This is a genomic window from Pseudarthrobacter siccitolerans (assembly GCF_030823375.1).
GTDB lineage: Bacteria > Actinomycetota > Actinomycetes > Actinomycetales > Micrococcaceae > Arthrobacter > Arthrobacter siccitolerans_A.
Genome location: NZ_JAUSXB010000001.1, coordinates 1771364 through 1791704, shown reverse-complemented (window position 1 = coordinate 1791704; position 20341 = coordinate 1771364). Strand labels below are relative to the sequence as shown.

The 20341-nt window shown below is 65.2% G+C and carries 19 protein-coding genes; 14 read left to right on the top strand and 5 right to left on the bottom strand.

All coding sequences use genetic code 11. The features are described from left to right. The first annotated feature begins 277 nt into the window (after positions 1 to 277). From QFZ36_RS08390 to QFZ36_RS08375, 4 genes are all read left to right on the top strand, one after another. Entirely contained in the window at positions 278 to 625 is a 348-nt protein-coding gene (locus tag QFZ36_RS08390; protein ID WP_306635490.1) for a molybdopterin oxidoreductase, read from the top strand. After that, positions 625 to 3153 carry a nitrite reductase large subunit NirB gene (gene nirB / locus QFZ36_RS08385; protein ID WP_306635488.1) on the top strand — a complete coding sequence of 843 codons (2529 nt, stop codon included), beginning with the start codon at positions 625 to 627 and terminating at the stop codon, positions 3151 to 3153. The genes QFZ36_RS08390 and nirB overlap by 1 nt, the downstream gene beginning before the upstream one ends. Beyond that, on the top strand, positions 3150 to 3485 hold the full coding sequence (locus QFZ36_RS08380; protein WP_306635487.1) for a Rieske (2Fe-2S) protein: 336 nt from the start codon (positions 3150 to 3152) through the stop codon (positions 3483 to 3485). The genes nirB and QFZ36_RS08380 overlap by 4 nt, the downstream gene beginning before the upstream one ends. 174 nt (positions 3486 to 3659) lie before the next feature. Further along, entirely contained in the window at positions 3660 to 5120 is a 1461-nt protein-coding gene (locus tag QFZ36_RS08375) for an amino acid permease (protein WP_306635485.1), read from the top strand. A 154-nt stretch (positions 5121 to 5274) separates the two neighbouring features. Here the strand turns inward: QFZ36_RS08375 and QFZ36_RS08370 are convergent, their stop codons facing one another. Beyond that, the gene (locus tag QFZ36_RS08370) at positions 5275 to 6249 is read right to left on the bottom strand and encodes a hypothetical protein (protein ID WP_306635484.1); all 975 of its coding nucleotides are present in this window, start codon (positions 6247 to 6249) and stop codon (positions 5275 to 5277) included. Positions 6250 to 6438: 189 nt separating this feature from the next. Here QFZ36_RS08370 and QFZ36_RS08365 point away from each other — a divergent pair, with 189 nt between their 5' ends. After that, positions 6439 to 7527: a DNA polymerase IV gene (locus tag QFZ36_RS08365; RefSeq protein WP_444964480.1), complete on the top strand. Its 1089-nt coding sequence runs from the start codon at positions 6439 to 6441 to the stop codon at positions 7525 to 7527. A gap of 114 nt (positions 7528 to 7641) precedes the next feature. Here QFZ36_RS08365 and QFZ36_RS08360 read toward each other — a convergent pair whose 3' ends face one another. Then, positions 7642 to 7818, bottom strand: coding sequence for a CsbD family protein (locus QFZ36_RS08360; protein WP_221386135.1), 177 nt, complete (start codon positions 7816 to 7818; stop codon positions 7642 to 7644). A 143-nt stretch (positions 7819 to 7961) separates the two neighbouring features. On the opposite strand from QFZ36_RS08360, the gene QFZ36_RS08355 reads away from it, so the two are divergent. From QFZ36_RS08355 to QFZ36_RS08335, 5 genes are all read left to right on the top strand, one after another. Continuing rightward, a complete protein-coding gene (locus QFZ36_RS08355) occupies positions 7962 to 8423 on the top strand; it encodes an SRPBCC family protein (RefSeq protein ID WP_306635482.1) in 462 nt (153 codons plus the stop codon). After that, positions 8423 to 9115, top strand: coding sequence for a pentapeptide repeat-containing protein (locus tag QFZ36_RS08350; protein WP_306635480.1), 693 nt, complete (start codon positions 8423 to 8425; stop codon positions 9113 to 9115). Before QFZ36_RS08355 ends, QFZ36_RS08350 begins: the two co-directional genes overlap by 1 nt. A 117-nt stretch (positions 9116 to 9232) precedes the next feature. Continuing rightward, on the top strand, positions 9233 to 10459 hold the full coding sequence (locus QFZ36_RS08345; RefSeq protein ID WP_306635479.1) for a thiolase family protein: 1227 nt from the start codon (positions 9233 to 9235) through the stop codon (positions 10457 to 10459). After that, the gene (locus QFZ36_RS08340; protein ID WP_306635477.1) at positions 10459 to 11286 is read left to right on the top strand and encodes an enoyl-CoA hydratase/isomerase family protein; all 828 of its coding nucleotides are present in this window, start codon (positions 10459 to 10461) and stop codon (positions 11284 to 11286) included. Before QFZ36_RS08345 ends, QFZ36_RS08340 begins: the two co-directional genes overlap by 1 nt. Then, complete coding sequence (locus QFZ36_RS08335; protein WP_306635475.1) at positions 11283 to 12155, top strand: 3-hydroxyacyl-CoA dehydrogenase family protein; 873 nt, start codon at positions 11283 to 11285, stop codon at positions 12153 to 12155. Before QFZ36_RS08340 ends, QFZ36_RS08335 begins: the two co-directional genes overlap by 4 nt. Before the next feature lie 27 nt (positions 12156 to 12182). Here the strand turns inward: QFZ36_RS08335 and QFZ36_RS08330 are convergent, their stop codons facing one another. Beyond that, positions 12183 to 12416 carry a DUF6480 family protein gene (locus tag QFZ36_RS08330; protein WP_306635474.1) on the bottom strand — a complete coding sequence of 78 codons (234 nt, stop codon included), beginning with the start codon at positions 12414 to 12416 and terminating at the stop codon, positions 12183 to 12185. 77 nt (positions 12417 to 12493) lie between these two features. Between QFZ36_RS08330 and QFZ36_RS08325 the strand changes: the two genes are divergently transcribed. Then, the gene (locus tag QFZ36_RS08325; RefSeq protein ID WP_306635473.1) at positions 12494 to 13102 is read left to right on the top strand and encodes a GNAT family N-acetyltransferase; all 609 of its coding nucleotides are present in this window, start codon (positions 12494 to 12496) and stop codon (positions 13100 to 13102) included. 9 nt (positions 13103 to 13111) lie between these two features. Here QFZ36_RS08325 and QFZ36_RS08320 read toward each other — a convergent pair whose 3' ends face one another. Continuing rightward, entirely contained in the window at positions 13112 to 14017 is a 906-nt protein-coding gene (locus QFZ36_RS08320) for an SGNH/GDSL hydrolase family protein (RefSeq protein ID WP_306635471.1), read from the bottom strand. A gap of 179 nt (positions 14018 to 14196) precedes the next feature. Between QFZ36_RS08320 and QFZ36_RS08315 the strand changes: the two genes are divergently transcribed. Both QFZ36_RS08315 and QFZ36_RS08310 read left to right on the top strand, forming a co-directional pair. Further along, a complete protein-coding gene (locus QFZ36_RS08315) occupies positions 14197 to 14895 on the top strand; it encodes a tyrosine-protein phosphatase (RefSeq protein ID WP_306635469.1) in 699 nt (232 codons plus the stop codon). Further along, positions 14892 to 17438 (top strand): trypsin-like serine protease, encoded by a 2547-nt coding sequence (locus QFZ36_RS08310; RefSeq protein ID WP_306635467.1) that lies wholly within the window; start codon positions 14892 to 14894, stop codon positions 17436 to 17438. The genes QFZ36_RS08315 and QFZ36_RS08310 overlap by 4 nt, the downstream gene beginning before the upstream one ends. A 59-nt stretch (positions 17439 to 17497) precedes the next feature. On the opposite strand, the gene QFZ36_RS08305 is transcribed toward QFZ36_RS08310, so the two are convergent. Next, entirely contained in the window at positions 17498 to 17941 is a 444-nt protein-coding gene (locus QFZ36_RS08305; RefSeq protein ID WP_306635465.1) for a PaaI family thioesterase, read from the bottom strand. Positions 17942 to 18085: 144 nt separating this feature from the next. Between QFZ36_RS08305 and paaZ the strand changes: the two genes are divergently transcribed. Next, positions 18086 to 20197, top strand: a complete 2112-nt coding sequence (paaZ, locus tag QFZ36_RS08300) for a phenylacetic acid degradation bifunctional protein PaaZ (protein ID WP_306635464.1) — start codon at positions 18086 to 18088, stop codon at positions 20195 to 20197. Positions 20198 to 20341: the final 144 nt, after the last annotated feature.

Sequence of the window (20341 nt, the reverse complement as noted above, 5' to 3'; positions counted from 1 at the left end):
TGCCAGCCTATCCCCACCGAACTGGCTGGCAGATAACGCACCGAAAGCGTGAATGGGGACGTTCAATGCGACGTGGATGGGCGCTTGACGCAACAACCGCTGGCTCCGCCTGAGGGACGTCAGGTAGTTAGGTCGGGCGGCTGCAGCCCGGCGGTTGAGTGCCCCCGAAAAACAGTGAGTTTTGCGTAAAGGGATCGTTACCGGGGACCCGGCAGGCCGAAACATCGGCGTCGCAGGATGGGCTGTAACAGTTGTTGCCGGCCGAAAGGGCACGCCCATGCTGACCAAGAACCTTTTCCTCCAGGGCATCTTCCCCTTCCAGGGCGCGGGCATGGAAAAGCCGGTGCCCATTCATAGCGAGCTCTCGCATTACGTCCCGGACGGGGTCATTAATCAGACGCTCTACTTCCGCGGCGGCAATTCGAGCCCGGAAATGATCACCGTGGTCCTCCTGCGTAACGGGGTGCCCATGCGGTACTTTCCCATCGGTGCCAAAAGCGACGTCCATGTTCCGCTGCGGGTGGTGGAGGACATCGAGGGCGGGTCGGCCATCGAGCTGTACCTGGCCGCCCCGGAGGGCGTCAGCGGGTCCGTGGTGATCGACCTGGGCATGGTGGAACACTGATGACCAGCGTCCTGGACGCTCCGCGGACCCGGCCATCTGGGCAAGGTCCCTCCGGGCCGGGCCCGCGCCGCCGGCTGGTGGTGATCGGCAACGGCATGGCCGGTGCCCGGGCGGTGGAGGAAATCCTCGCCCGGGGCGGTGCCGGACAGCTCACCATCACCATGTTTGGCGATGAACCCTATGGAAACTACAACCGGATCATGCTCAGCCACGTCCTCTCCGGCGAGGAAAGCGACGCCGATATTTTCCTGAACTCCCTGTCCTGGTACCAGGACAACGGCATCACGCTGCATCCCGGCGTCAGGGTGGACCGGATCGACCGTTTCACGAAGCACGTCTTCTCCAACGATGGCAGGGTGACACCCTACGACACCCTGGTCATCGCCACCGGCAGCCGCTCCCATATGCCGCCAATGGACGGCCTTTACACGCCCGCAGGGTCCGTGAAGCCGGGCGTGTTCGGGTTCCGCACCATCGACGACACCCGCAAAATGGTGGCGTATGCCCAGGACGAGCATCACCGCCGCGCTGTGGTGATCGGCGGGGGACTGCTGGGGCTTGAAGCAGCCTACGGCCTGCGCAGCAACGGGATCGAGGTGGTCGTGGTCCATTCTGCTGGTCATCTGATGAGCGCGCAGATGGGGCCCGACGGCGGTGCGGTGCTCCGCCGCAGCGTGGAGGCCCTGGGCATCGGGGTACTTACCGGCAGCCGCACCACGGCTGTGCTGGGACGCGACCGGGTCACCGGGGTCAGCCTCCGCGACGGCACCGACATCGCGTGCGACATGGTGGTGGTGGCCGCAGGAATCCGCCCCAACGTGGACCTCGCCGTCCTCAGCGGCCTGCCCGTGGAACGGGCCATCGTGGTCGATGACAGGTTGCGGGTCGAGGACGAGGACGACATTTACGCGGTGGGGGAGTGCGTCCAGCACCGCGGCGAGGTGTACGGCCTGGTGGCACCGCTCTGGGAGCAGGCCGTGGTGCTGGCCAACCATGTGACAGGGGCGGACACTTCCGCCATGTACCTGGGCTCCCGCACGGCCACCAAGCTGAAGGTGGCCGGCGTCGAAGTGGCCTCCATGGGCCTGCACGGACCCGAACTCGACACGGATGAACATATCGTTTTCTCCGAGCCCAGCCGCGGCGTCTTCAAATCCATCGTGGTCCGGGACAACAAGATGGTGGGCGCCACGCTCCTTGGCGACAGCCGCAAGGTGGCCTACCTGACCGAGGCGTACGACCGCGGACTGCCCCTGCCCGAGGAACGGATCGGGCTGATGTTCGATCTTGGGACCCCCGATGGGGACGCCGGAGTTGCCGAGCTGAGCGACGATGCCCAGGTGTGCAACTGCAACGGCATCAGCAAAAAGACACTTGTGGATGCGGTGCGGGGCGGCTGCGCCACCGTTGCCGAAGCCATGGAGGCCACCCGCGCCGGCAAGGGGTGCGGCTCGTGCAAGCTGCTGGTGCGGCAGGTGGTGGAATGGGCGGCGGATGGAGCCGTGGAAGAGGACCCCGCGGCCAGCTACTACGTCCCCGCCATTCCCCTGGACAAGACGGCTTTGATGGCCGAAATCCGGAAGCGCGGGCTGCGTTCGGTCTCGGCCGTGTTCCAGGCACTGGCTCCTGGCGGTGAAGACGCCAGGTCCAAGATGGGGCTTGCCTCGCTGCTGAAGATGATGCTGGCGGACCAGTACATTGACGAACGCGACGCCCGGTTCATCAACGACCGCGTGCACGCCAACATCCAGCGGGACGGCACGTTCTCAGTGGTGCCCCAGATGAAGGGCGGGGTGACGTCGGTCCAGCAGCTGCGCCGGATCGCCGATGTTGCCGAGAAGCACAACGTCCCGCTGATCAAGCTGACCGGCGGGCAGCGGATCGACCTGCTGGGAATCCGCAAGGAGGACCTGCCGCAGGTGTGGGCGGACCTGGACATGCCCTCGGGTTATGCGTACGGGAAGAGCTTCCGCACAGTGAAGACCTGTGTGGGCAAGGACTTCTGCCGCTACGGGACCGGGGATTCCACCAGGCTTGGCATTGAGCTCGAATCCCGCTTCCAGGGGATCGAAGCGCCGGCCAAGCTGAAGCTGGCGGTGTCCGGATGTCCCCGGAACTGCGCGGAGTCGTTAGTCAAGGACGTGGGAGTTGTGGCGGTGGAAGGCGGCCGGTGGGAGATCTATGTGGGTGGTGCTGCCGGCGCCCACATCCGCAAGGGCGATCTCCTCGCCACCGTAGATGATCCTGAAGAGGTCAAGGTCCTCGCCGGCAGGTTCATGCAGTACTACCGGGAACGCGCCAACTGGCTGGAACGGACGTACTCGTTTGTCCCCCGGGTTGGCATCGAGCATCTGCGGAACGTTATTGTCGCCGACTCGGAGGGCCTTGCGGCCCGGTTGGACGCCGCCATGCAGGATTCCGTTGACAGCTACGAGGACCCCTGGACCGAGCGCGGGGACGCAATGACCCCCGGACAGTTCCGCACCTCCCTGCCGCTGACGGTCCTCCCGCAGGTACCCGTCCAATGAGCACCGAGGCCACTGCGGGAGCAAAAACCTTCGTCCTGGGGCCGGTGGAGCAGATTCCGCTCGGCGAGGGCAGGGCCTTCGCCGTGGACGGCGGGCAGGTGGCCGTGTTCCGGCTTCGGGACGGCTCGCTCCGGGCGCTCCCGGCGGTTTGTCCGCACCGGGGAGGCCCGCTGGCCGACGGGACCCTTGACCTCAACGTGGTGGTGTGTCCGTTGCACCAGCATGCGTTTGACCTGGCCACGGGCTGCTCCACCACCGGCGCGGACAATCTCCGCCCTTACACCGTGTCAACGGACGGGCAGCAGAATCTGGTTCTGCAGCTCCCGGTGTAGCGCGCGTCACGTAGCACCCCGTTGCGTCTTGTAAGATAGACGAGCCGCGCGAAGCTTCGGCGCCACGAGAGATTCCCACCACATTGGGTTGCCCAACAGGCATTTCCCCGAATTATGTGAGCGGGATCATTCGTGTTCCGGATGCGGCCAACCCCCAACCCACAAGGAACCGTTGTGCCTCAAAGTACCCCCACAGATCTCCAGAACCCCGCGGCACCATCCACCGCCGTCGACCCCTCCCTCAGCGCCGAGGGTTACAGCAAGACGCTGGGCCGGCGCCACGTCACCATGATCGCCATGGGCGGCGCCATCGGCGTCGGCCTGTTCATGGGTGCCGGCGGCCGGCTGGCCTCCACTGGCCCGGCCCTGATTTTCTCCTACGCCATTGCCGGCGTCATCGCCTACCTGCTGATGCGGGCGCTGGGCGAACTCATCATGTACCGCCAGACCTCCGGCTCATTCGTCAGCTACGCCGGCGAGATGTTCGGCAAAAAGGGCGCCTACCTCTCCGGCTGGATGTATTTCATCAACTGGGGCATGACCGGCATCGCGGAATTGATCGCGATCGGCCTGTACTTCCAGTTCTTCTTCCCCAACGTCCCGGTGGAAGCCTCCGCCATCGCCGCACTGGCGCTGCTGGTGGCAGTCAACCTGCTAAGCGTCAAGGCGTTCGGCGAGTTCGAATTCTGGGCCTCCTGCCTCAAGGTGGGCGCCATCCTGATCTTCCTGGCAGTGGGCACCTTCATGGTGGTCACCAACGCCCAGGTGGGCGACGGCCATGCGTCGGTCGCCAACCTCTTCGCCGGTGAGGGCGGCATGTTCCCCAAGGGCGCACTGGTGATGGTCCTGGTCCTCAATGCCGTGATCTTTGCCTACAACGGCATCGAACTGGTGGGCATCACCGCCGGGGAGATGCAGGACCCGGAACGCGAAGTGCCCAAGGCCGTGCGCGCCGTCGTCCTGCGCATCGTGGTGTTCTACGTTGGCTCCGTGACCCTGCTGGCCATGCTGCTGCCGTCCGACCAGTACGTGGCGGGCACCTCACCGTTCGTCACCGTCTTTGGCCAGATGGGCCTGGCCTGGGTGGGCGACGTGATGAACATGATCGTCATCACCGCCGCACTGTCCTCCTGCAACTCCGGCCTGTACTCCATCGGCCGCGTGTTCCGCACCATGGCCAACAACGGCCACGCACCCCAGTGGCTCACGAAGATGTCCAAGCGGCACGTTCCGTACGCGGCCATCCTCGCCATCGCGGTGTTCTACCTGGTGGGCATCCTCCTCAACATCTGGCTGGGCGGTTCCTACGCGTTCGACCTGGCACTGAACTCGGCCTCCATCGGCGTCATCTTCTGCTGGGGTGCCATCTTCGCCAGCCAGATTGTGCTGCGCCACCGCAAGGGTGTCACCTCCAGCCTGCCGATGCCCGGTTCGCCGTGGACCAGCTGGGCCGGCCTAATTGGCCTCCTGGCCATCACGGTGCTCATCGGCTTCGACACGATGACCAGCAAGAGCGGCGAGGTGTTCTACCTGGGCCTCTGGACCCTGGCCACCATCCCGTTCTTCGCGGTGGTCCTGTGGCTGGGCTGGCAGAAGGTCAAGAACAACGAGCCCAAGAGCGAGCTGTACAGCTAGCACCTCTTGCGGCAGGCGGGTGGTTGAGCCTGCCGAAACCCCGACGACGGCGGGTCACCCTTTCGGGGGCGGCCCGCCGTTTGGCGTCCTCCCGCCCGTTCCAGCGTGCCGGATGACCTGAATCGCCGGAACAGTGCCTGGTCGCTGAAACGCTTCAGCGTCCCGGAACGGTTCCGGCGATTTGGACGCCGGCACGGTTAGAGAGGGCAGCGAGGATGCGGTTCTTGAATTCGTGTTCGCGGAACAGATCCTTCCACTCGACGCGGACGAAGAGCCACCCCTCTTCAGTAAGTGCTTTCTCCCGGCGCCGCTCCTGGTACAGGACCTCAGCGGTTGGTGCGTAGTTGAAATATTTGATCCTCCCGTCGAATTCAAGAGCGACTTTCTTCTCCCGCCACGCGAAGTCGAAGCGGTGCCAGCCCAAGCGGCTCCGGACCTCCACCTGTGCTTCGGGCATGGGCAGGTTTAGCCGTGCGAGGAGCTCCCGGGTCAGCGTTTCTCCGGCCGATTCGGCGCGGGCATCCGCATTGGCCAGTGCGGGGCGAAGGGTTCTTATTCCACCGCAGCCTGACAGGTTGCCGGCCATGGCATTCATAAGATCGGGGCTGGCACCGAACCTAAGCGCATGGTCCACGAGGATCAGTGCCTGGCGGTATTCAAGCATCATCCCGCAGTCCACAACTGTCCGTTCAAGGGTCGTCACCCTGAGGTTTCCGATCATTGTCACTTCCGAATCCGTATAGGGCCGGGTATGGCCGCGGACATCCTTCCCGAGGCGCTCGCCGGATGGCCGAACCCGGAGCAGGATATGGATCAGGTCATCCACATCCCAGAGGAAGAGGCGGTGAAGGCGTGCCGCGGAAGTATGGCTGTAGACAAGGTTTCCCGTTGAGGTGGTGAGTGTCCCATGGGCATGGGCATGGATCAACTGCAGGCTGCGGACTTTTGCAGACTGCTTTTCCCACACCGAGCCGCGGATGTAACAGCCATACCGCAAGCGGACGAGGCTTCCCTGATTGACCAGATGCCGGATGGTCCGGGAGTTGAGCCCCTTGGCATGAAGCTGGTCGGTTCGCCAGAGGTTTCCCGTGGCCGGCAATTGCGGCAAAGGTGCGGAACGTTTTGTCATGCACCCAGCTTCAGGAGTGGGTAACGCCTTGGGCCAGGCGCCGTCGTCGCTATGTGGAAAATGTCCATGGACGCTGGAACCGTGCGGGTTCGCCGAAACGGTTCAGCGTCAAGGCAGCGTTCCGGCGAATTTGACGGAAAGCGGTGGAAACGGTGGTGCCGGGCGCCGCGCCGGGGCAAACTGGGGCTTGTGAGTGAACCGGGGCTTGTAGGCGAATCTTGGGTGCTGCATGTGGACCTCGACCAGTTCATCGCCGCCGTCGAGGTGCTCCGCCGGCCCGAGCTCGCGGGCAAGGCGGTGATCGTTGGCGGCCGCGGCGATCCCACCGAGCGGGCCGTCGTCTCGACGGCGTCCTACGAAGCCAGGGTGTTCGGCGTGGGCTCCGGAATGCCGCTGCGCATCGCCGCGCGGAAAGTGCCCGAGGCTGTGATCCTGCCCGTGGACCACGAGGCCTACCTGGAAGCGTCCGAAAAAGTCATGGCGGTGCTGCGTTCACAACCCGGCGCTACAGTCCAGGTGCTCGGCTGGGATGAAGCGTTTATCGGCGTGCAGACGGATAATCCCGAGGCGTACGCCCGGCAGGTGCAGCGTGCCGTCCTTGAGGAGACGCGGCTGCACTGCAGTGTGGGCATCGGCGACACCCTGGTCCGGGCAAAGGTGGCGACGTCGTTCGGCAAACCCGCCGGCGTCTTCCGGCTCACAGAAGCGAACTGGCTCGAGGTCATGGGGAGCCGGCCCACCACCGAGCTGTGGGGCGTGGGAACGAAGATTTCCCGCCGCCTTGCCACGCTCGGCATCAAGACGGTCGCCGGGCTCGCGGGGTCCAATCCGGAGGACCTGGTCCCCGAGTTCGGGCCGAGGATGGGCCCCTGGTATGCGCAGCTGGGGCGGGGCGACGGTTCGCGGACGGTGGATGACACGCCCTGGGTGGCCCGCGGGCACAGCCGCGAAACCACCTTCCAGCATGATCTGACGGAATCCGGGCAGATTGAGGACGCCGTCAGGGAGTTGGCGGCGCACGTCCTGGAGGATGTCGCGGCCGAGGGGCGGCCGGTGGTGGGGCTGACGCTCAAGGTCCGCTACGCCCCGTTCATCACCAAGACGTACGCCAGGAAGATCCCCGAGATATCGGACCCCGCGGAAGTACTCGCCCGCACCCTCGACCTGGTGGCGAAAATCGAGCCGGAGCGCCCCATCCGGCTCCTCGGTTTGCGGGCCGAAATGACGATGCCGGATGACTCCCGGCAGGGGCATACGCCAACCCGCAGCGGATGGTGATGGCTCCCGGAAACTGATTCCCTGGACAAACAGAACGGCGGCGGATCGTGGGGATCCGCCGCCGTTTCGCTCTGTTACAGCCGGCCTGGTGAAGCCTGGCTGCCGCAGGAGAGGCTAGTCGCGCTTGAACTCGTCCTTGACGCTTTCGCCCACCTTCTTGGCGTCAGCCTTGACCTGGTCGGCCTGGCCTTCGGCCTTCAGGCGGTCGTTATCGGTCGCGTTGCCCGTTGCTTCCTTGGCCTTGCCGCCGAGATCTTCTGCTGCGTTACTGATCTTGTCTCCGAGGCCCATGGTGGTGGCCTCCTTTCGTTTCCGTTGATCAAAAACAGTGCATTTTCACCCTAACACGAAGCTTGCTTACTATTTCGGGCCTTCTCTGTTTCGGGCGGACGGGCCGCCTGTTGATTGTCGGTGCCCGCGGCTAGGCTCGAAACATGGAGCACAGCACCAGCCTCACCCAGCACATCCAGGCGCCACCGGAAAAAGTCTGGTCCGTCATTACGGATATCCCCGGCTCGGCGGCCACCCTTTCCGGAGTGGAGTCCGTTCAACTCCTCACCGATGGCCCGTATGGCGAGGGGACGCGCTGGAAGGAGACCCGGAAGATGTTCGGCAGGGCTGAAACCGTGGAGATGTGGGTGGCCGAGACTGAGCCGAACCGCAGCACCACCGTCAGGGCCGAGCAGGGCGGAGCGGACTACACCACCCGGTTCAGCCTGTCCCCGCGGGACGCCGGCACGGACCTCACCCTCACGTTCGCTGCCGAGGTCATCAAGCCCACTGTTGCCAGCAAAATCCTGATGCTGCTGTTCGGCCGGATGGGCATGGCCGCCACCCGCAAGGCCCTCACCAAGGACCTCGCGGAGATCGCCGCCAAAGCGGAATTGCTCGCGTAGTGGCGGCTTCAACTGGCCGGAGCGGCGCCGCCAAGGCCGCCGCATCTAAAGTTGCTGCCCCCAGGGTCACGCCTGTTGTGCTGGAAGACCTGGCCGAGGATCCCGAGCAGGGTTTCCGGCGCGGGGAAAGGCACGACGGCGGCCGGTACAGCCGCGTGGAGGCCGACGGCCTGGAACTGGCCGGCACGGACTTCGCCGAGTGTGAGTTCCAGGGCATCTCCTTCAACGACACCCAGCTCCGCGGCTCTTCCTTTCGCGACTGCATTCTGGGCGAGTTGTATTCCCCCGTTTTCCGGGCTGCCCGGACCACGTGGCGGGACGTTGAGCTGCGTAACCCGCGGCTGGGCTCGGCCGAACTGTATGAGAGCGGCTGGCAGTCCGTGCGCATCGACGGCGGCAAGCTGGATTTCCTCAACCTGCGGGGCGCCAAGCTCACGGATGTGCTGATCACTGACTGCATCATCAACGAACTGGACCTCGGTTCAGCAGCAGGGACCCGGGTGGCGTTGAAGAACTGCACCGTCGGGTCGCTGGACCTCAGTGGGGCAAGACTCAAGGACTTCGACCTTCGCGGCACCGAATTCCGCAGCATCAGCGGACTCGGCAGCCTGGCCGGCGTGGTGATCGATGAATTCCAGCTGGGCCTGTTGGCGCCCCTGCTGGCAGCGCATCTGGGCGTCACGGTCCTCTAAAACCCTGGTATTCACAGCTGACTCCTCCCGTGTACTATTTACAGAACGAACGGTCGGTAAGTGGGGGAGCTGCCGGCCGCAGATGACAGTGCTGTTTATCGCGTGAAGGGTGTTTCCATGGCTGCAACCGCAGGTCCGCAGGCTTTCCTTGTTGGCGGGGTCCGAACGCCGGTGGGCAAATACGGCGGCGCGCTGTCGTCCATCCGCCCTGATGACCTTGCAGCCCTGGTGATCCGGGAAGCGGTGCACCGGGCGGGCCTGGATCCGGACAGCATCGACGAAGTCATCCTGGGCAATGCCAACGGGGCCGGGGAGGAAAACCGGAACGTGGCGCGGATGGCCACCCTGCTCGCCGGGCTGCCCCTCCACATCCCGGGCATTACCGTCAACAGGCTCTGCGCCTCCGGTCTGAGCGCCATCATCCAGGCGAGCCACATGATCAAGGCCGGCGCCGCGGACATCGTGATTGCCGGCGGTGTTGAATCCATGAGCCGGGCTCCCTGGGTCCAGGAGAAGCCCACCGCGGCTTTCGCCAAGCCGGGCCAGATCTTCGATACGTCCATTGGCTGGCGCTTCACGAATCCCCGGTTCCACAAGGGTGAACTGGCCCGCGACGGCAAGATGACCTACGCCATGCCGGAAACCGCGGAGGAAGTAGCCCGCGTTGACGGCATTTCCCGCGAGGACGCCGACGCCTTCGCCGTCCGCTCCCACCAGCGGGCCTTGGACGCCATCGCTGCCGGCCGCTTCAAGGACGAGATCGTCCCCGTCACCGTCAAGGCCCGCAAGTCCGAGCACGTGGTGGACACCGATGAAGGCCCCCGCGAGGGCACCACCCTGGACGTCCTTGCCGGGCTGAAGCCGGTAACGCACGGCGGGACCGTGGTCACCGCCGGCAACTCCTCGTCCCTCAATGACGGCGCTTCCGCGATCATCGTTGCCTCGGAGGCGGCCATCGAGCGGCTGGGCCTGATGCCGCGGGCGCGGATCATCGATGGCGCCTCGGCCGGCTGCGAGCCGGAAATCATGGGCATCGGTCCCGTGCCGGCAACGCAGAAAATCCTGAAGCGGAGCGGCCTCAGCGTCGGTGACCTTGACGCCGTCGAACTCAACGAGGCCTTTGCCACGCAGTCCCTGGCGTGCATCCGCCGGCTGGGCCTGGAACCGGACATTGTGAATAACGACGGCGGCGCCATCGCTTTGGGGCACCCGCTGGGTTCCAGCGGGGCCAGGATCGCCATTACGCTGCTGGGGCGGATGGAGCGTGAGGACGCCAAGGTGGGGCTGGCGACGATGTGCATTGGTGTGGGTCAGGGTACGGCGATGCTGCTGGAGAAGGTCTGATGGCGGGGGCTGTGGACTTGGCGGCGGAGAAGTTCCATGCGCTGTTGGTGGAGGAGCGCACGGACCGTGTGGTGGTGCTGCTCAACCGTCCCGAGGTGCGGAACGCCATCGACCAGCAGATGGTGGATGAACTCCATGTGGTCTGCACGGCTTTGGAGCAGAACCCGAAGGTGCTGATCATCGCAGGGGTTGACGGTGTGTTTGCCTCGGGAGCGGACATCGCCCAGCTGCGCGAGCGGCGCCGGGATGATGCCCTGCAGGGGATCAATTCCACGATTTTCGTCCGGATCGCCAAGCTGCCCATGCCGGTGATTGCGGCCCTGGACGGGTACTGCCTGGGCGGCGGCGCGGAACTGGCTTATTCGGCTGACTTCCGGATCGGTACGCCGAACGTGCGCATCGGAAATCCGGAAACCGGGCTGGGCATCCTCGCCGCGGCAGGTGCGAGCTGGCGGCTTAAGGAACTGGTGGGGGAACCGGTGGCCAAGCAGATCCTTTTGGCCGGCAAAGTCCTTGGCGCCGACGAAGCTTTGGCACTAAACCTCATCACCGGGATCCACGAGCCGGAACTGCTGCTGGACGCGGCGCATGAACTGGCGGACCCGATCGTCCGGCAGGACCCGCTGGCGGTGCGGATCACCAAGTCGGTGTTCCACGCCCCCGCAGAAGCTCATCCGCTCATTGACCAGCTGGCCCAGGGCATCCTTTTTGAGTCCGAGGCCAAGTTCCACCGGATGCAGAAGTTCCTCGACAGGAACGCAGATAAGAAGGCCGAAAAGAACACCGGCATGAAAACCGACGCCGAAACCGGAGAGAAGAATTCATGAGCAAATCGCAGCTTTCACCTGGCCTGCCTTCGCGCGTGGGTGTTCTGGGCGGCGGGCGCATGGGTGCGGGCATCGCCCATGCCTTCCTGGTTAAGGGAGCCGACGTACTGGTCATCGAGCGCGACGAACAGTCCGCAGAGGCTGCCCGGGAGCGGGTTGAATCGGCTGCGGCCAAGAGCATTGAGCGCGGCGCCGTTGACGCCAACCTGGACGAACTCGTATCCCGGCTGACAGTGGACGTGGACTACGACACTTTCAAAGACCGGCAGCTGGTGGTCGAGGCAGTGCCCGAGGACTGGGACTTAAAAGTGACGGCACTGCGCGGGATCGAGGAACGGCTGGCCGACGATGCATACCTGGCGTCCAATACCTCGTCCCTGTCCGTGGACGGCCTGGCCGGTGAACTGAAGCGGCCGGAAAATTTCCTGGGGCTTCATTTCTTCAACCCGGTTCCGGCGTCAACGCTCATCGAGGTGGTGCTCGGCAAGCGCACGTCTCCCGGACTCGCTGCTGCCGCGAAGGGGTGGGTTGAGGCACTCGGCAAGACCGCCGTCGTCGTAAATGACGCTCCCGGGTTCGCGTCCTCAAGGCTCGGCGTGGCGATCGCCCTGGAGGCGATGCGCATGGTGGAGGAGGGCGTCGCGTCCGCCGAGGACATCGACGCTGCCATGGTCCTGGGTTACAAGCACCCCACGGGGCCGCTGAAAACAACTGACATCGTGGGGCTGGACGTCCGGCTGGGCATCGCCGAATACCTCCACTCCACCCTGGGTGAACGCTTCGCGCCGCCGCAGATCCTCAAGGACAAGGTGGCCCGCGGCGAATTGGGGCGCAAAACCGGCAAGGGCTTTTTTGACTGGCCCAGCTAGATTCACTGGCCCAGCCGGGAAAGAGGGTTAGTCGAGCATGCTCACGATGTAGCCGACGAAGTAGAGCAGCGCCAGCAGGACCACCACCGCGATCGCAGCGATCACGATGATCTGCGTGCCCTTCTTCGTGCCGTGCTCGTCATGGCCCTGGGTGGTGTTGGTGGAGGCTTCACCGGGCGGCGTTTCGCCCGGGGGCACTCCGCCGCCAGGCTCCAGGCCAGTCAGCTTGTCGTCTTCCGGGTCCGGGTTGTGTCCTGACACGTCATCTCCCTCGTTTGCTGTCCGTGGGTCCGATGCCCAGCGTAACGGGCTGCGGAGGTTGGACCTAGGCTGGTGCAGTGGCTTTCCTTAAACCCCTTACCCTGACCGGACGGTATGTAACCCTCGAGCCGCTGTCCGTGGAGCACCACGACGGCCTGGTCGAGGCGGCCAGGGACGGTGAGCTGTGGCGCCTCTGGTACACCTCGGTGCCCTCGCCGGAGGGAATGGTGGCCGAGATTGAACGACGGCTCGCGCTGCAGGAGCAGGGCTCCATGCTGCCCTTCACCACCCGGCTGATGGACCCGGCTACCGGCGGCCCGGGCAGGATCATCGGGATGACCACCTATATGAATGTCGACGCCGGCACTCCCCGCGTGGAGATCGGCTCCACCTGGAATGCCGCTTCCGTGCAGGGGACAGGAACGAATCCCGATTCGAAGCTTCTGCTCCTGCGCCATGCGTTTGAGGTGCTTGGCTGCCCGGCGGTGGAGTTCCGGACGCACTGGCTCAACCACCAGTCGCGTGAGGCCATTGCCCGGCTCGGAGCGAAGCAGGACGGCGTGCTCCGCAACCACTCCAGGACCAGCGACGGCATCCTCCGCGACACCGTTGTGTTCTCCATCCTCGAACACGAATGGCCCATGGTCCGCGCCGGGCTCGAATACCGGCTCGCCCGGCGCGGATAGTCGCTGGGCTTAGCGAACGAGTTGTCCCGGCTTGACTGCCGCAAGGAGCGCGGACGCGTAAGCCCGGTGCCCTGCCTTGTTCGGGTGGAAGTTTCGCGGATCGAAGACCAAGCCACTGGAACTCACTGTTGGAGTTCTGAAGAAGATCCAGGGGTCTGCGGAATTGACCTCATGCCCGATAAAACGGTCCGTGACGTCAACAAATACTGCGTCTGTCCCTGAAGCTTCAACGGCAGCCTGAATGGAGCGGTTCAAAGTGTCCACAGCGGCGTTGATCGCGTTGAGGACTGCGGGGTCGATTTGTTCGAAGGGAATTGCCGGATCGAACAACCTCGGGTAACCGAGGACAACGATCTCGGCGTTCGGAGCGGCAGTACGGAGCCGTTGGTATACGGTGACGAGGTCAGTTTGCATCTTTGGGAAAGTTGCGGCAGAAGTCTGCACGGCCGCAAGACAGGCCTGAGGTGATTGCGTCAGACACGTCACCAGAACGCCAGTGACTCCTACATCATTGGCGCCCGCCGTAATGCTGACCAGTTCTGTGGAGGAGGTGAGTGCCCTTGAAGTAATAAGAGAATCAATCTGCTGGTTGGCATTAGGGATCCGGGGGTCGTGGGGGATAGTGCTGTACTGCGTCAAGAGCGCGCCGTGACAGGCAGCATTGGCGACCAGGTTAACCCGTCCCGTCTTTCCGACCACGTCCACATAACCGCCAGCGGTTCGGATGCAGGTACCTGCGGAGGGAAAAGCCCCCGCTCCGGTCCCGGCCGTATACGAGTCCCCAAGCGCAACGTAATCCACCTGCTCCCGCGGCGCCGCGTCGGCAGGAATGGCCGTAAAGCCGAGTGCCATCGCAAGTGTGGCGAGACCGGCTGCGAAAGCCGAGTGCCGCCGTCGTACTAATGCTTTTCCCATGGGCGTTCTCCTTTGAACATAACTGCCGGCAGAAGGCATGTACATGCCACCGTACGCTTGCCTGCGGCGCCGGTCACTGACCTTGAGTACTCGTTTTTGCTTCACATGCGCCTGCAGATGACGTGCGACTCCTGTGACTCCTGTGATTAGCTGTCCGGATGAAGAGTGCGGGCGGGCCCATGGACTGGGATGGTGCTGTCAACGCGTGGCATGTCTCCGGCGGTGTTTACCGCATGGGGCGGCGCGAATGGCTGACGGAGGCGGGCTGGCGGCAGGCGTACGACGACGGCATCCGCACCGTGATCGATCTCCGCAACGTTGCCGAGGTGCGGCGCCGGGACAGCGACCCGTCGGTGGCCGACTCGGCCTGGTCCGGCATCTCACTGGTCTCCGCGCCCACCGAAGAACCGGGCGATCCGCGCTTCACCGGACTTGCCGGCCCCTACCTCAACGATCCCGCCTACTACGCAGACAACGCGCGGCTCTTCCCTGGAAAGCTGGCGGCCGTCTTCAAGGCCCTCGCAACAGCGTCCCGCCACGGCGATGTGGTGCTGCACTGCGCCGCCGGCCGGGACCGCAGCGGCATGGTGGCAGCCATGGTGCAGGACCTGGCGGGGGACTCCGACCAGGACATCGCCGACGGATACCGGCGGGCAGCCCGCGGAATCAACGAACGCTACCGCACCCACGGTCCTCCCCATGACCGCGAGCGCTATCTTGAGGAGCACGAGCTGGCACCACTGCTGGAGGAGCGGGGCGACGCCGTCGTGGAGTTTGTGCGGGGCCTGGATACCCGGAAGTTCCTGCTGGCAAACGGGCTCGCCGAGGCCGAGATCAATGCAGTGCTGTCCCTCTGTGGAGCTGGGGTGGTTCGGTGAACAGGGAAGAACTGCGCCGGGCATTGTCGCTGGGCGCTGCCACGGGGATGCTGGCTGCGTCCGCCTATGTCGCTGTTCCGGCTTGGGCAACGGGGGACGACAGTACAGCTCCGGCAACCATGCCAGCCACGAGCCCCGCTGCCGGTCCGGCCGTAAGTCTCGCCGCGGCGCCTCCGACGCCCGCAGCTTCCGGCGGCATTTCCTCGACGGGTCTCGCGGATGCGGTCCAGCGCGACCTCGGCCTGACGCCGGAGCAGTTCGACGTGGCAGGGGAGCTAAGCGTCCGGGCAGAGGCCGCCGCAGCCAAGCTCAGCGCCGTCCCCGGTTACACGGGAATCCGGGTGGCAGACAGCAGGATCATCGTGTCGGGTTTCGGAGCCGGACTGCAGGCAGCCGTGCACGCGCTCGTCGCCGGTGCTCCAGGCCTTCCACTGGAGCTCGAAGCGGCAGCTGCGCCTGAATCAGCAGCACCCACATCCCCGGAGCCCGGGTCCGAGCTTGCCGCCAGCACCGAGCAGCTTTTCCAGGCCTACGTGCGCGACGTAGGTATCACGGGCCTGCAGGCGGTGGTCAGCACTGGTACCAAGTTTGTCATCAAGACCGGTGGCGTCAACATGCCGGAAGCAGCAGGCGCGGCGGTGAAGTCCGCCACAGTTTCATCGGTGACGGAAGCAGGCACCGGGAAGATGTCGCCGTCGGAATTCGTGTCCAGATACGCCAACGTTGAACTGGCACAGGGAACCCCGCTGAAGCCGGAAGCAGACGTCCCGGGCGGAGTGGGCTATGCAGCGGACAGCGGATGGATTTGTTCGACAGGGTTCTCCGCGTTCACCCCGGCGGGCCTGCCAGCGGTCCTGACCGCCGGACACTGTGGCGAGGACGGCGCGTCCAAGACCGCTGACCTGCTACTTCAAGGAGCGCGGGCAGGGTTTCTGGGAAACTTCGAATTCAGTCAATTCGGCGGACCCGGCAACTCCCCGGTACTGCGGCCCAACAATGGCACCGACCCCGGGAACGTGGGAACGGACGTCTCGGTCATTGGTGCCCTCCGTGCGGATCTGGACCCGCTGCCCGCCGCTACCACCTGGGGCGACAAGTCCGCGTCGGGCCAGGACGTCAAAATCATCGGTGCGGCTGCCCCGGTGATCGGCATGGACGTGTGCCGTTCCGGCTGGCGGTCGGGGTGGTCGTGCGGCACCATCAGCGAGGTTGGGATTTACCTCATTGAGGGGACTAACTACGCAAAAGACGACACGGATCTCAGAGCTATCAGGGGCTTCGTGTCCCTGGATGTCCAATCGGCCGGCGGTGACTCGGGCGGCCCCTGGATCAGCGGGAACTTCGCAGTGGGCATCCATTCCGCCGGGGAAAGTGGAGGCGCTCAGAACTTCGCCCTGGCAGCCACCTTGCAGGATGCCCTCGAGGTGTTGCCCGGGTATCAGTTGGAAGTCTTCCTGAATAAGCCGGTGCTGGGCTCGCCTGCGCCGGGGGAAAGCGTGCAGGCGGGCCAGACCATCTCCGGGATGGTGCCCGCGGAGCCGGCCTCCGCGGCAGGAACCGCCGTCCGCATCACCCTGCCCGGCTATGAAACCTTCGACGTGCCCGTCTACGAAGCGGGCTACTGGAGCTTTAAAGCCCCGTGGCCTGCCGGCCAGTTGACCTTCCAGGCTGAAACGATGAACGGTTCCAGCCGCTCCGGGGCCGCGTCGCTGACGGCGGATGTTGCGCCGGCACCCCTGGCCGCCCCGACCATCACCGCGCCTGCCAGCCAGCCCTTGACGGAGTTGACAGCCCTTTCCGGCACGGGCGCTCCCGGTGCAACGGTGTCCCTGTCAGGCGATGTGGCAGGCTCCGGAACAGTAGGCCTGGACGGGCAATGGACGGCGAGCGTGGCAGGCCCGGCAGCTTTCGGGAATGTGATGGTCAAAGCTGTACTGTCCTCGCCGGGAACTGCCAACAGCCCTGCCGCCACAGCAACGGTCCAGGTAACGCCTCCAGATCCTGTCATTGCAAGCATTGATGACGGGCAGCACTTCCGCCAGGACAAGCTGCCGCAAACCATTTCCGGCAGCGGCACCGAGGGGGCCGAAGTGACGGTGTCGATCGACGGCAAGCCCCTTTCCAGCCCCACGTCGGGCGGCCCGGCCGGATCACGATCGGCCGCACCTGCCCTGGTTCCGCTGGAGCTGGTAGCGGGCGGAACCTGGAGGGTCCCCTTCCCTGACGGACTGGCCGCCGGAATCCACACAGTTTCCGTATCCCAGGCACTGGACGGACTCGTCTCGGCAACGGCCAGCGCATCGTTCGTCTTGGACCCTGCTCCGCCGCCGGCCCCGGCTGACCCGGCCCCGCCCGTACCGCCGCCTCCTGCGGACAGCCCGCCCGCCGTCGTCGTGCTCCCGGCCGTGAGCACCCCGGCTGATCTGGCCAACACCGGGGCCTCCGCACTCGTCCCGGCGGCAGGCGCTGCCGCGGCGGCGATCGTGGTCGGGGGCGTGCTGACCGTGCTGGTCCGCCGTCGGAGGCGCCGCGCACGCGGTTGAGCTATCAGTTATCGTCGTTGAAGGCGAAGAATGACGACGTTGCCTGATAGCGCAAGGGGTTATTTGTGGCGCCTCATCAGCAGGTTGGTGATGCGCAGGGTGCAGAGCCGCTGGCCGGCCTCGTTGGTGATGACCACCTCGTGCGTGGTGAGTGTGCCGCCCAGGTGAATGGGGGTGGCGGTGATGGTCACCTGGCCCTCGCGCGCCGAGCGGTGGTGGGTGGCTGAAACGTCCACGCCGACCGCCGTCTTGCCCATGGTGCTCGCGTGGATCACCGCCGCCCAGGACCCCACGGCCTCGCCCACGGCCAGGGAGGCGCCGCCGTGCAGCAACCCGAAGGACTGCCGGTTCCCCTCCACGGGCATGGTGGCCACCACCCGCTCCACTGACTCTTCCAGGATCTTCACGCCCATCTTCTCGTCCAGCTCGCCGAGGGTGATCTTCCACAGCTCGTGGGCATGCTCGTGCTCTGAAGCGGCATCCTTCTGTGATGGGGCGCCCATATCTTCTCCTCCTGGTTGGCCATTTCAGTCCCGGCCTTCTAGTCTGCAGCACGGCACTTCATGTATGGTGAATATATTACCGAACGGACGGTCAGTAATCATGGCTGCCGTTGTCTGCCCCCTTGTTGGAAGGACCCGTCAACGATGACCACCACCGCCACAGCTCCCCAGGCCACGGTCGACACCGTGGAGACAGTGCCCAGCTTCATCATGGACCGGTGGTGGACGCCCGACGACGGCTCCGCAGGTTCCGCTGTCCCCGTCCGCGACGCGAGCACCGGGGAGATCCTGGCCAAAGTGAGCACCGAGGGGCTGGACCTGGGCGCCGTGGTTGAGCACGGCCGCACCACCGGACAGGCCGAACTCGGCCGGCTGACCTTCCACCAGCGCGCCCTCAAACTCAAGGAACTGGCGCAGTACCTGAACACCCGGCGCGAACACTTTTACACCTTCTCCGCCCAGACCGGCGCCACCAAAGTCGATTCCATGATCGACATCGACGGCGGCATCGGCGTCCTCTTCACCTTCGGCTCCAAGGGCCGGCGGGAGCTGCCCAACTCGCAGGTGGTGGTGGACGGGCCCATGGAGGTGCTGTCCAAGGACGGTTCCTTCGCCGGCGAACACATCTACACCCGCATCCCAGGCGTGGCCGTACAGATCAACGCGTTCAACTTCCCCGTCTGGGGCATGCTGGAGAAGTTCGCGCCCGCCTTCATCGCCGGCGTCCCCACCATCGTCAAGCCCGCCACCCCCACCGGGTACGTGGCGGCAGCCGTGGTCAAGGCGATTGTCGAATCCAACATCCTGCCCAAGGGCTCGCTGCAGCTGATTTCCGGTTCGGTCCGCGGGCTGCTGGATGTGCTCGATTACCGCGACCTGGTGGCCTTTACCGGTTCCGCCTCCACCGCACTGTCCCTGAAGTCCCACCCCAATGTGGTGCAGGGCGGCGTCCGCTTCACGTCCGAAACCGATTCGCTGAACGCCGCCATCCTCGGCCCGGACGCGGTGGAGGGCACGCCCGAATTCGACGCCTTCGTGAAGTCTGTGGTCACCGAAATGACGGCCAAGGCCGGCCAGAAGTGCACCGCCATCCGCCGCGCCATCGTCCCTCAGGAGCTGGTGCCGGCCGTTTCCGCCGCCATCGGCAAGCGCATTAACGAACGCATTGTCCTTGGTGATCCACGGGCAGACGGCGTCACCATGGGCGCGCTCGCCTCCGTGGAACAGCTTGAGGACGTTCGCGCGGCAGTGCAGTCCATGCTCGACGCCGGCGGTGAGCTTGCGTACGGAACCCTCGATTCGCCGTCGGTCACCTCTGCCGACGGGTCCACCGGCGTGGTTGACGGCGGCGCGTTTATGGCGCCCGTCCTGCTGACCTGGCAGGACCCCGAGGCGGAGGAAGTGCACTCGCTGGAGGCGTTCGGTCCGGTTTCGTCGGTGATCGGGTACAAGGACATTCCCGACGCCGTCCGCCTCGCCGCCCGCGGCAACGGCTCCCTGGTCGCCTCGGTCTGCACCAACGATCCCGCGGTTGCCCGCGAACTCGTGACCGGAATCGCGGCCCACCACGGCCGCGTCCTGATGCTCAACCGCGAGGATGCGCGTTCGTCAACGGGCCATGGCTCACCCGTGCCGCACCTGGTCCACGGCGGTCCCGGCCGCGCCGGCGGCGGCGAGGAACTGGGCGGCATCCGCTCGGTGATGCACCACATGCAGCGCACGGCCATCCAAGGCTCGCCCAACATGCTCACCGCCGTAACCGGCATTTGGCATTCGGGGGCGGACCGAAACTTCACGGTTGAAACCGAAGGGACGCACCCCTTCCGGAAGCCGCTGAAGACGCTTCAGATTGGCGACGCCGTCCGCTCCGACCTGCGCCAGGTCACCCTGGAGGACATCACCGCCTTCGCCAACTCCACCGGCGACACGTTCTACGCGCACACCAATCAGGAAGCTGCGGAAGCCAACCCCTTCTTCCCGGGCATCGTTGCGCACGGCTACCTCCTGCTGGCCTGGGGTGCCGGACTGTTCGTGGAACCCGCCCCGGGCCCGGTCCTGGCCAACTACGGCCTGGAAAACCTGCGCTTCATCACGCCGGTGGCCGCGGGCGACTCCATCCGGGTGACCCTCACCGCCAAGAAGATCACCCCGCGCGAAACCGACGAGTACGGCGAGGTGGCCTGGGACGCGGTGCTGACCAACCAGGACGACGAGATCGTGGCCACCTACGACGTCCTCACACTGGTCGAAAAATAGCCCCACCCCGGACGCTCTCTCACCTAACGCGCCTTTTTCCCGGACCCTCTCTCACTCTCCTGAGGAAAGTGAGAGAGGGTTCCGGGTTGGGCCGCATTAAGTGAGAGAGGGTCTGAATCGGGGGAAATGGGCAAGGGCTTTTCG

Excerpts from the sequence above, each read along its gene's own strand:
- QFZ36_RS08380 (WP_306635487.1), top strand. The coding sequence starts at position 3,150 with ATGAGCACCGAGGCCACTGCGGGAGCAAAAACCTTCGTCCTGGGGCCG.
- QFZ36_RS08345 (WP_306635479.1), top strand. The coding sequence starts at position 9,233 with ATGGCTGCAACCGCAGGTCCGCAGGCTTTCCTTGTTGGCGGGGTCCGA.
- QFZ36_RS08355 (WP_306635482.1), top strand. The coding sequence starts at position 7,962 with ATGGAGCACAGCACCAGCCTCACCCAGCACATCCAGGCGCCACCGGAA.
- QFZ36_RS08335 (WP_306635475.1), top strand. The coding sequence starts at position 11,283 with ATGAGCAAATCGCAGCTTTCACCTGGCCTGCCTTCGCGCGTGGGTGTT.
- nirB (WP_306635488.1), top strand. The coding sequence starts at position 625 with ATGACCAGCGTCCTGGACGCTCCGCGGACCCGGCCATCTGGGCAAGGT.
- QFZ36_RS08315 (WP_306635469.1), top strand. The coding sequence starts at position 14,197 with ATGGACTGGGATGGTGCTGTCAACGCGTGGCATGTCTCCGGCGGTGTT.
- QFZ36_RS08305 (WP_306635465.1), bottom strand. The coding sequence starts at position 17,941 with ATGGGCGCCCCATCACAGAAGGATGCCGCTTCAGAGCACGAGCATGCC.
- QFZ36_RS08390 (WP_306635490.1), top strand. The coding sequence starts at position 278 with ATGCTGACCAAGAACCTTTTCCTCCAGGGCATCTTCCCCTTCCAGGGC.
- QFZ36_RS08320 (WP_306635471.1), bottom strand. The coding sequence starts at position 14,017 with ATGGGAAAAGCATTAGTACGACGGCGGCACTCGGCTTTCGCAGCCGGT.
- paaZ (WP_306635464.1), top strand. The coding sequence starts at position 18,086 with ATGACCACCACCGCCACAGCTCCCCAGGCCACGGTCGACACCGTGGAG.
- QFZ36_RS08370 (WP_306635484.1), bottom strand. The coding sequence starts at position 6,249 with ATGACAAAACGTTCCGCACCTTTGCCGCAATTGCCGGCCACGGGAAAC.
- QFZ36_RS08360 (WP_221386135.1), bottom strand. The coding sequence starts at position 7,818 with ATGGGCCTCGGAGACAAGATCAGTAACGCAGCAGAAGATCTCGGCGGC.
- QFZ36_RS08340 (WP_306635477.1), top strand. The coding sequence starts at position 10,459 with ATGGCGGGGGCTGTGGACTTGGCGGCGGAGAAGTTCCATGCGCTGTTG.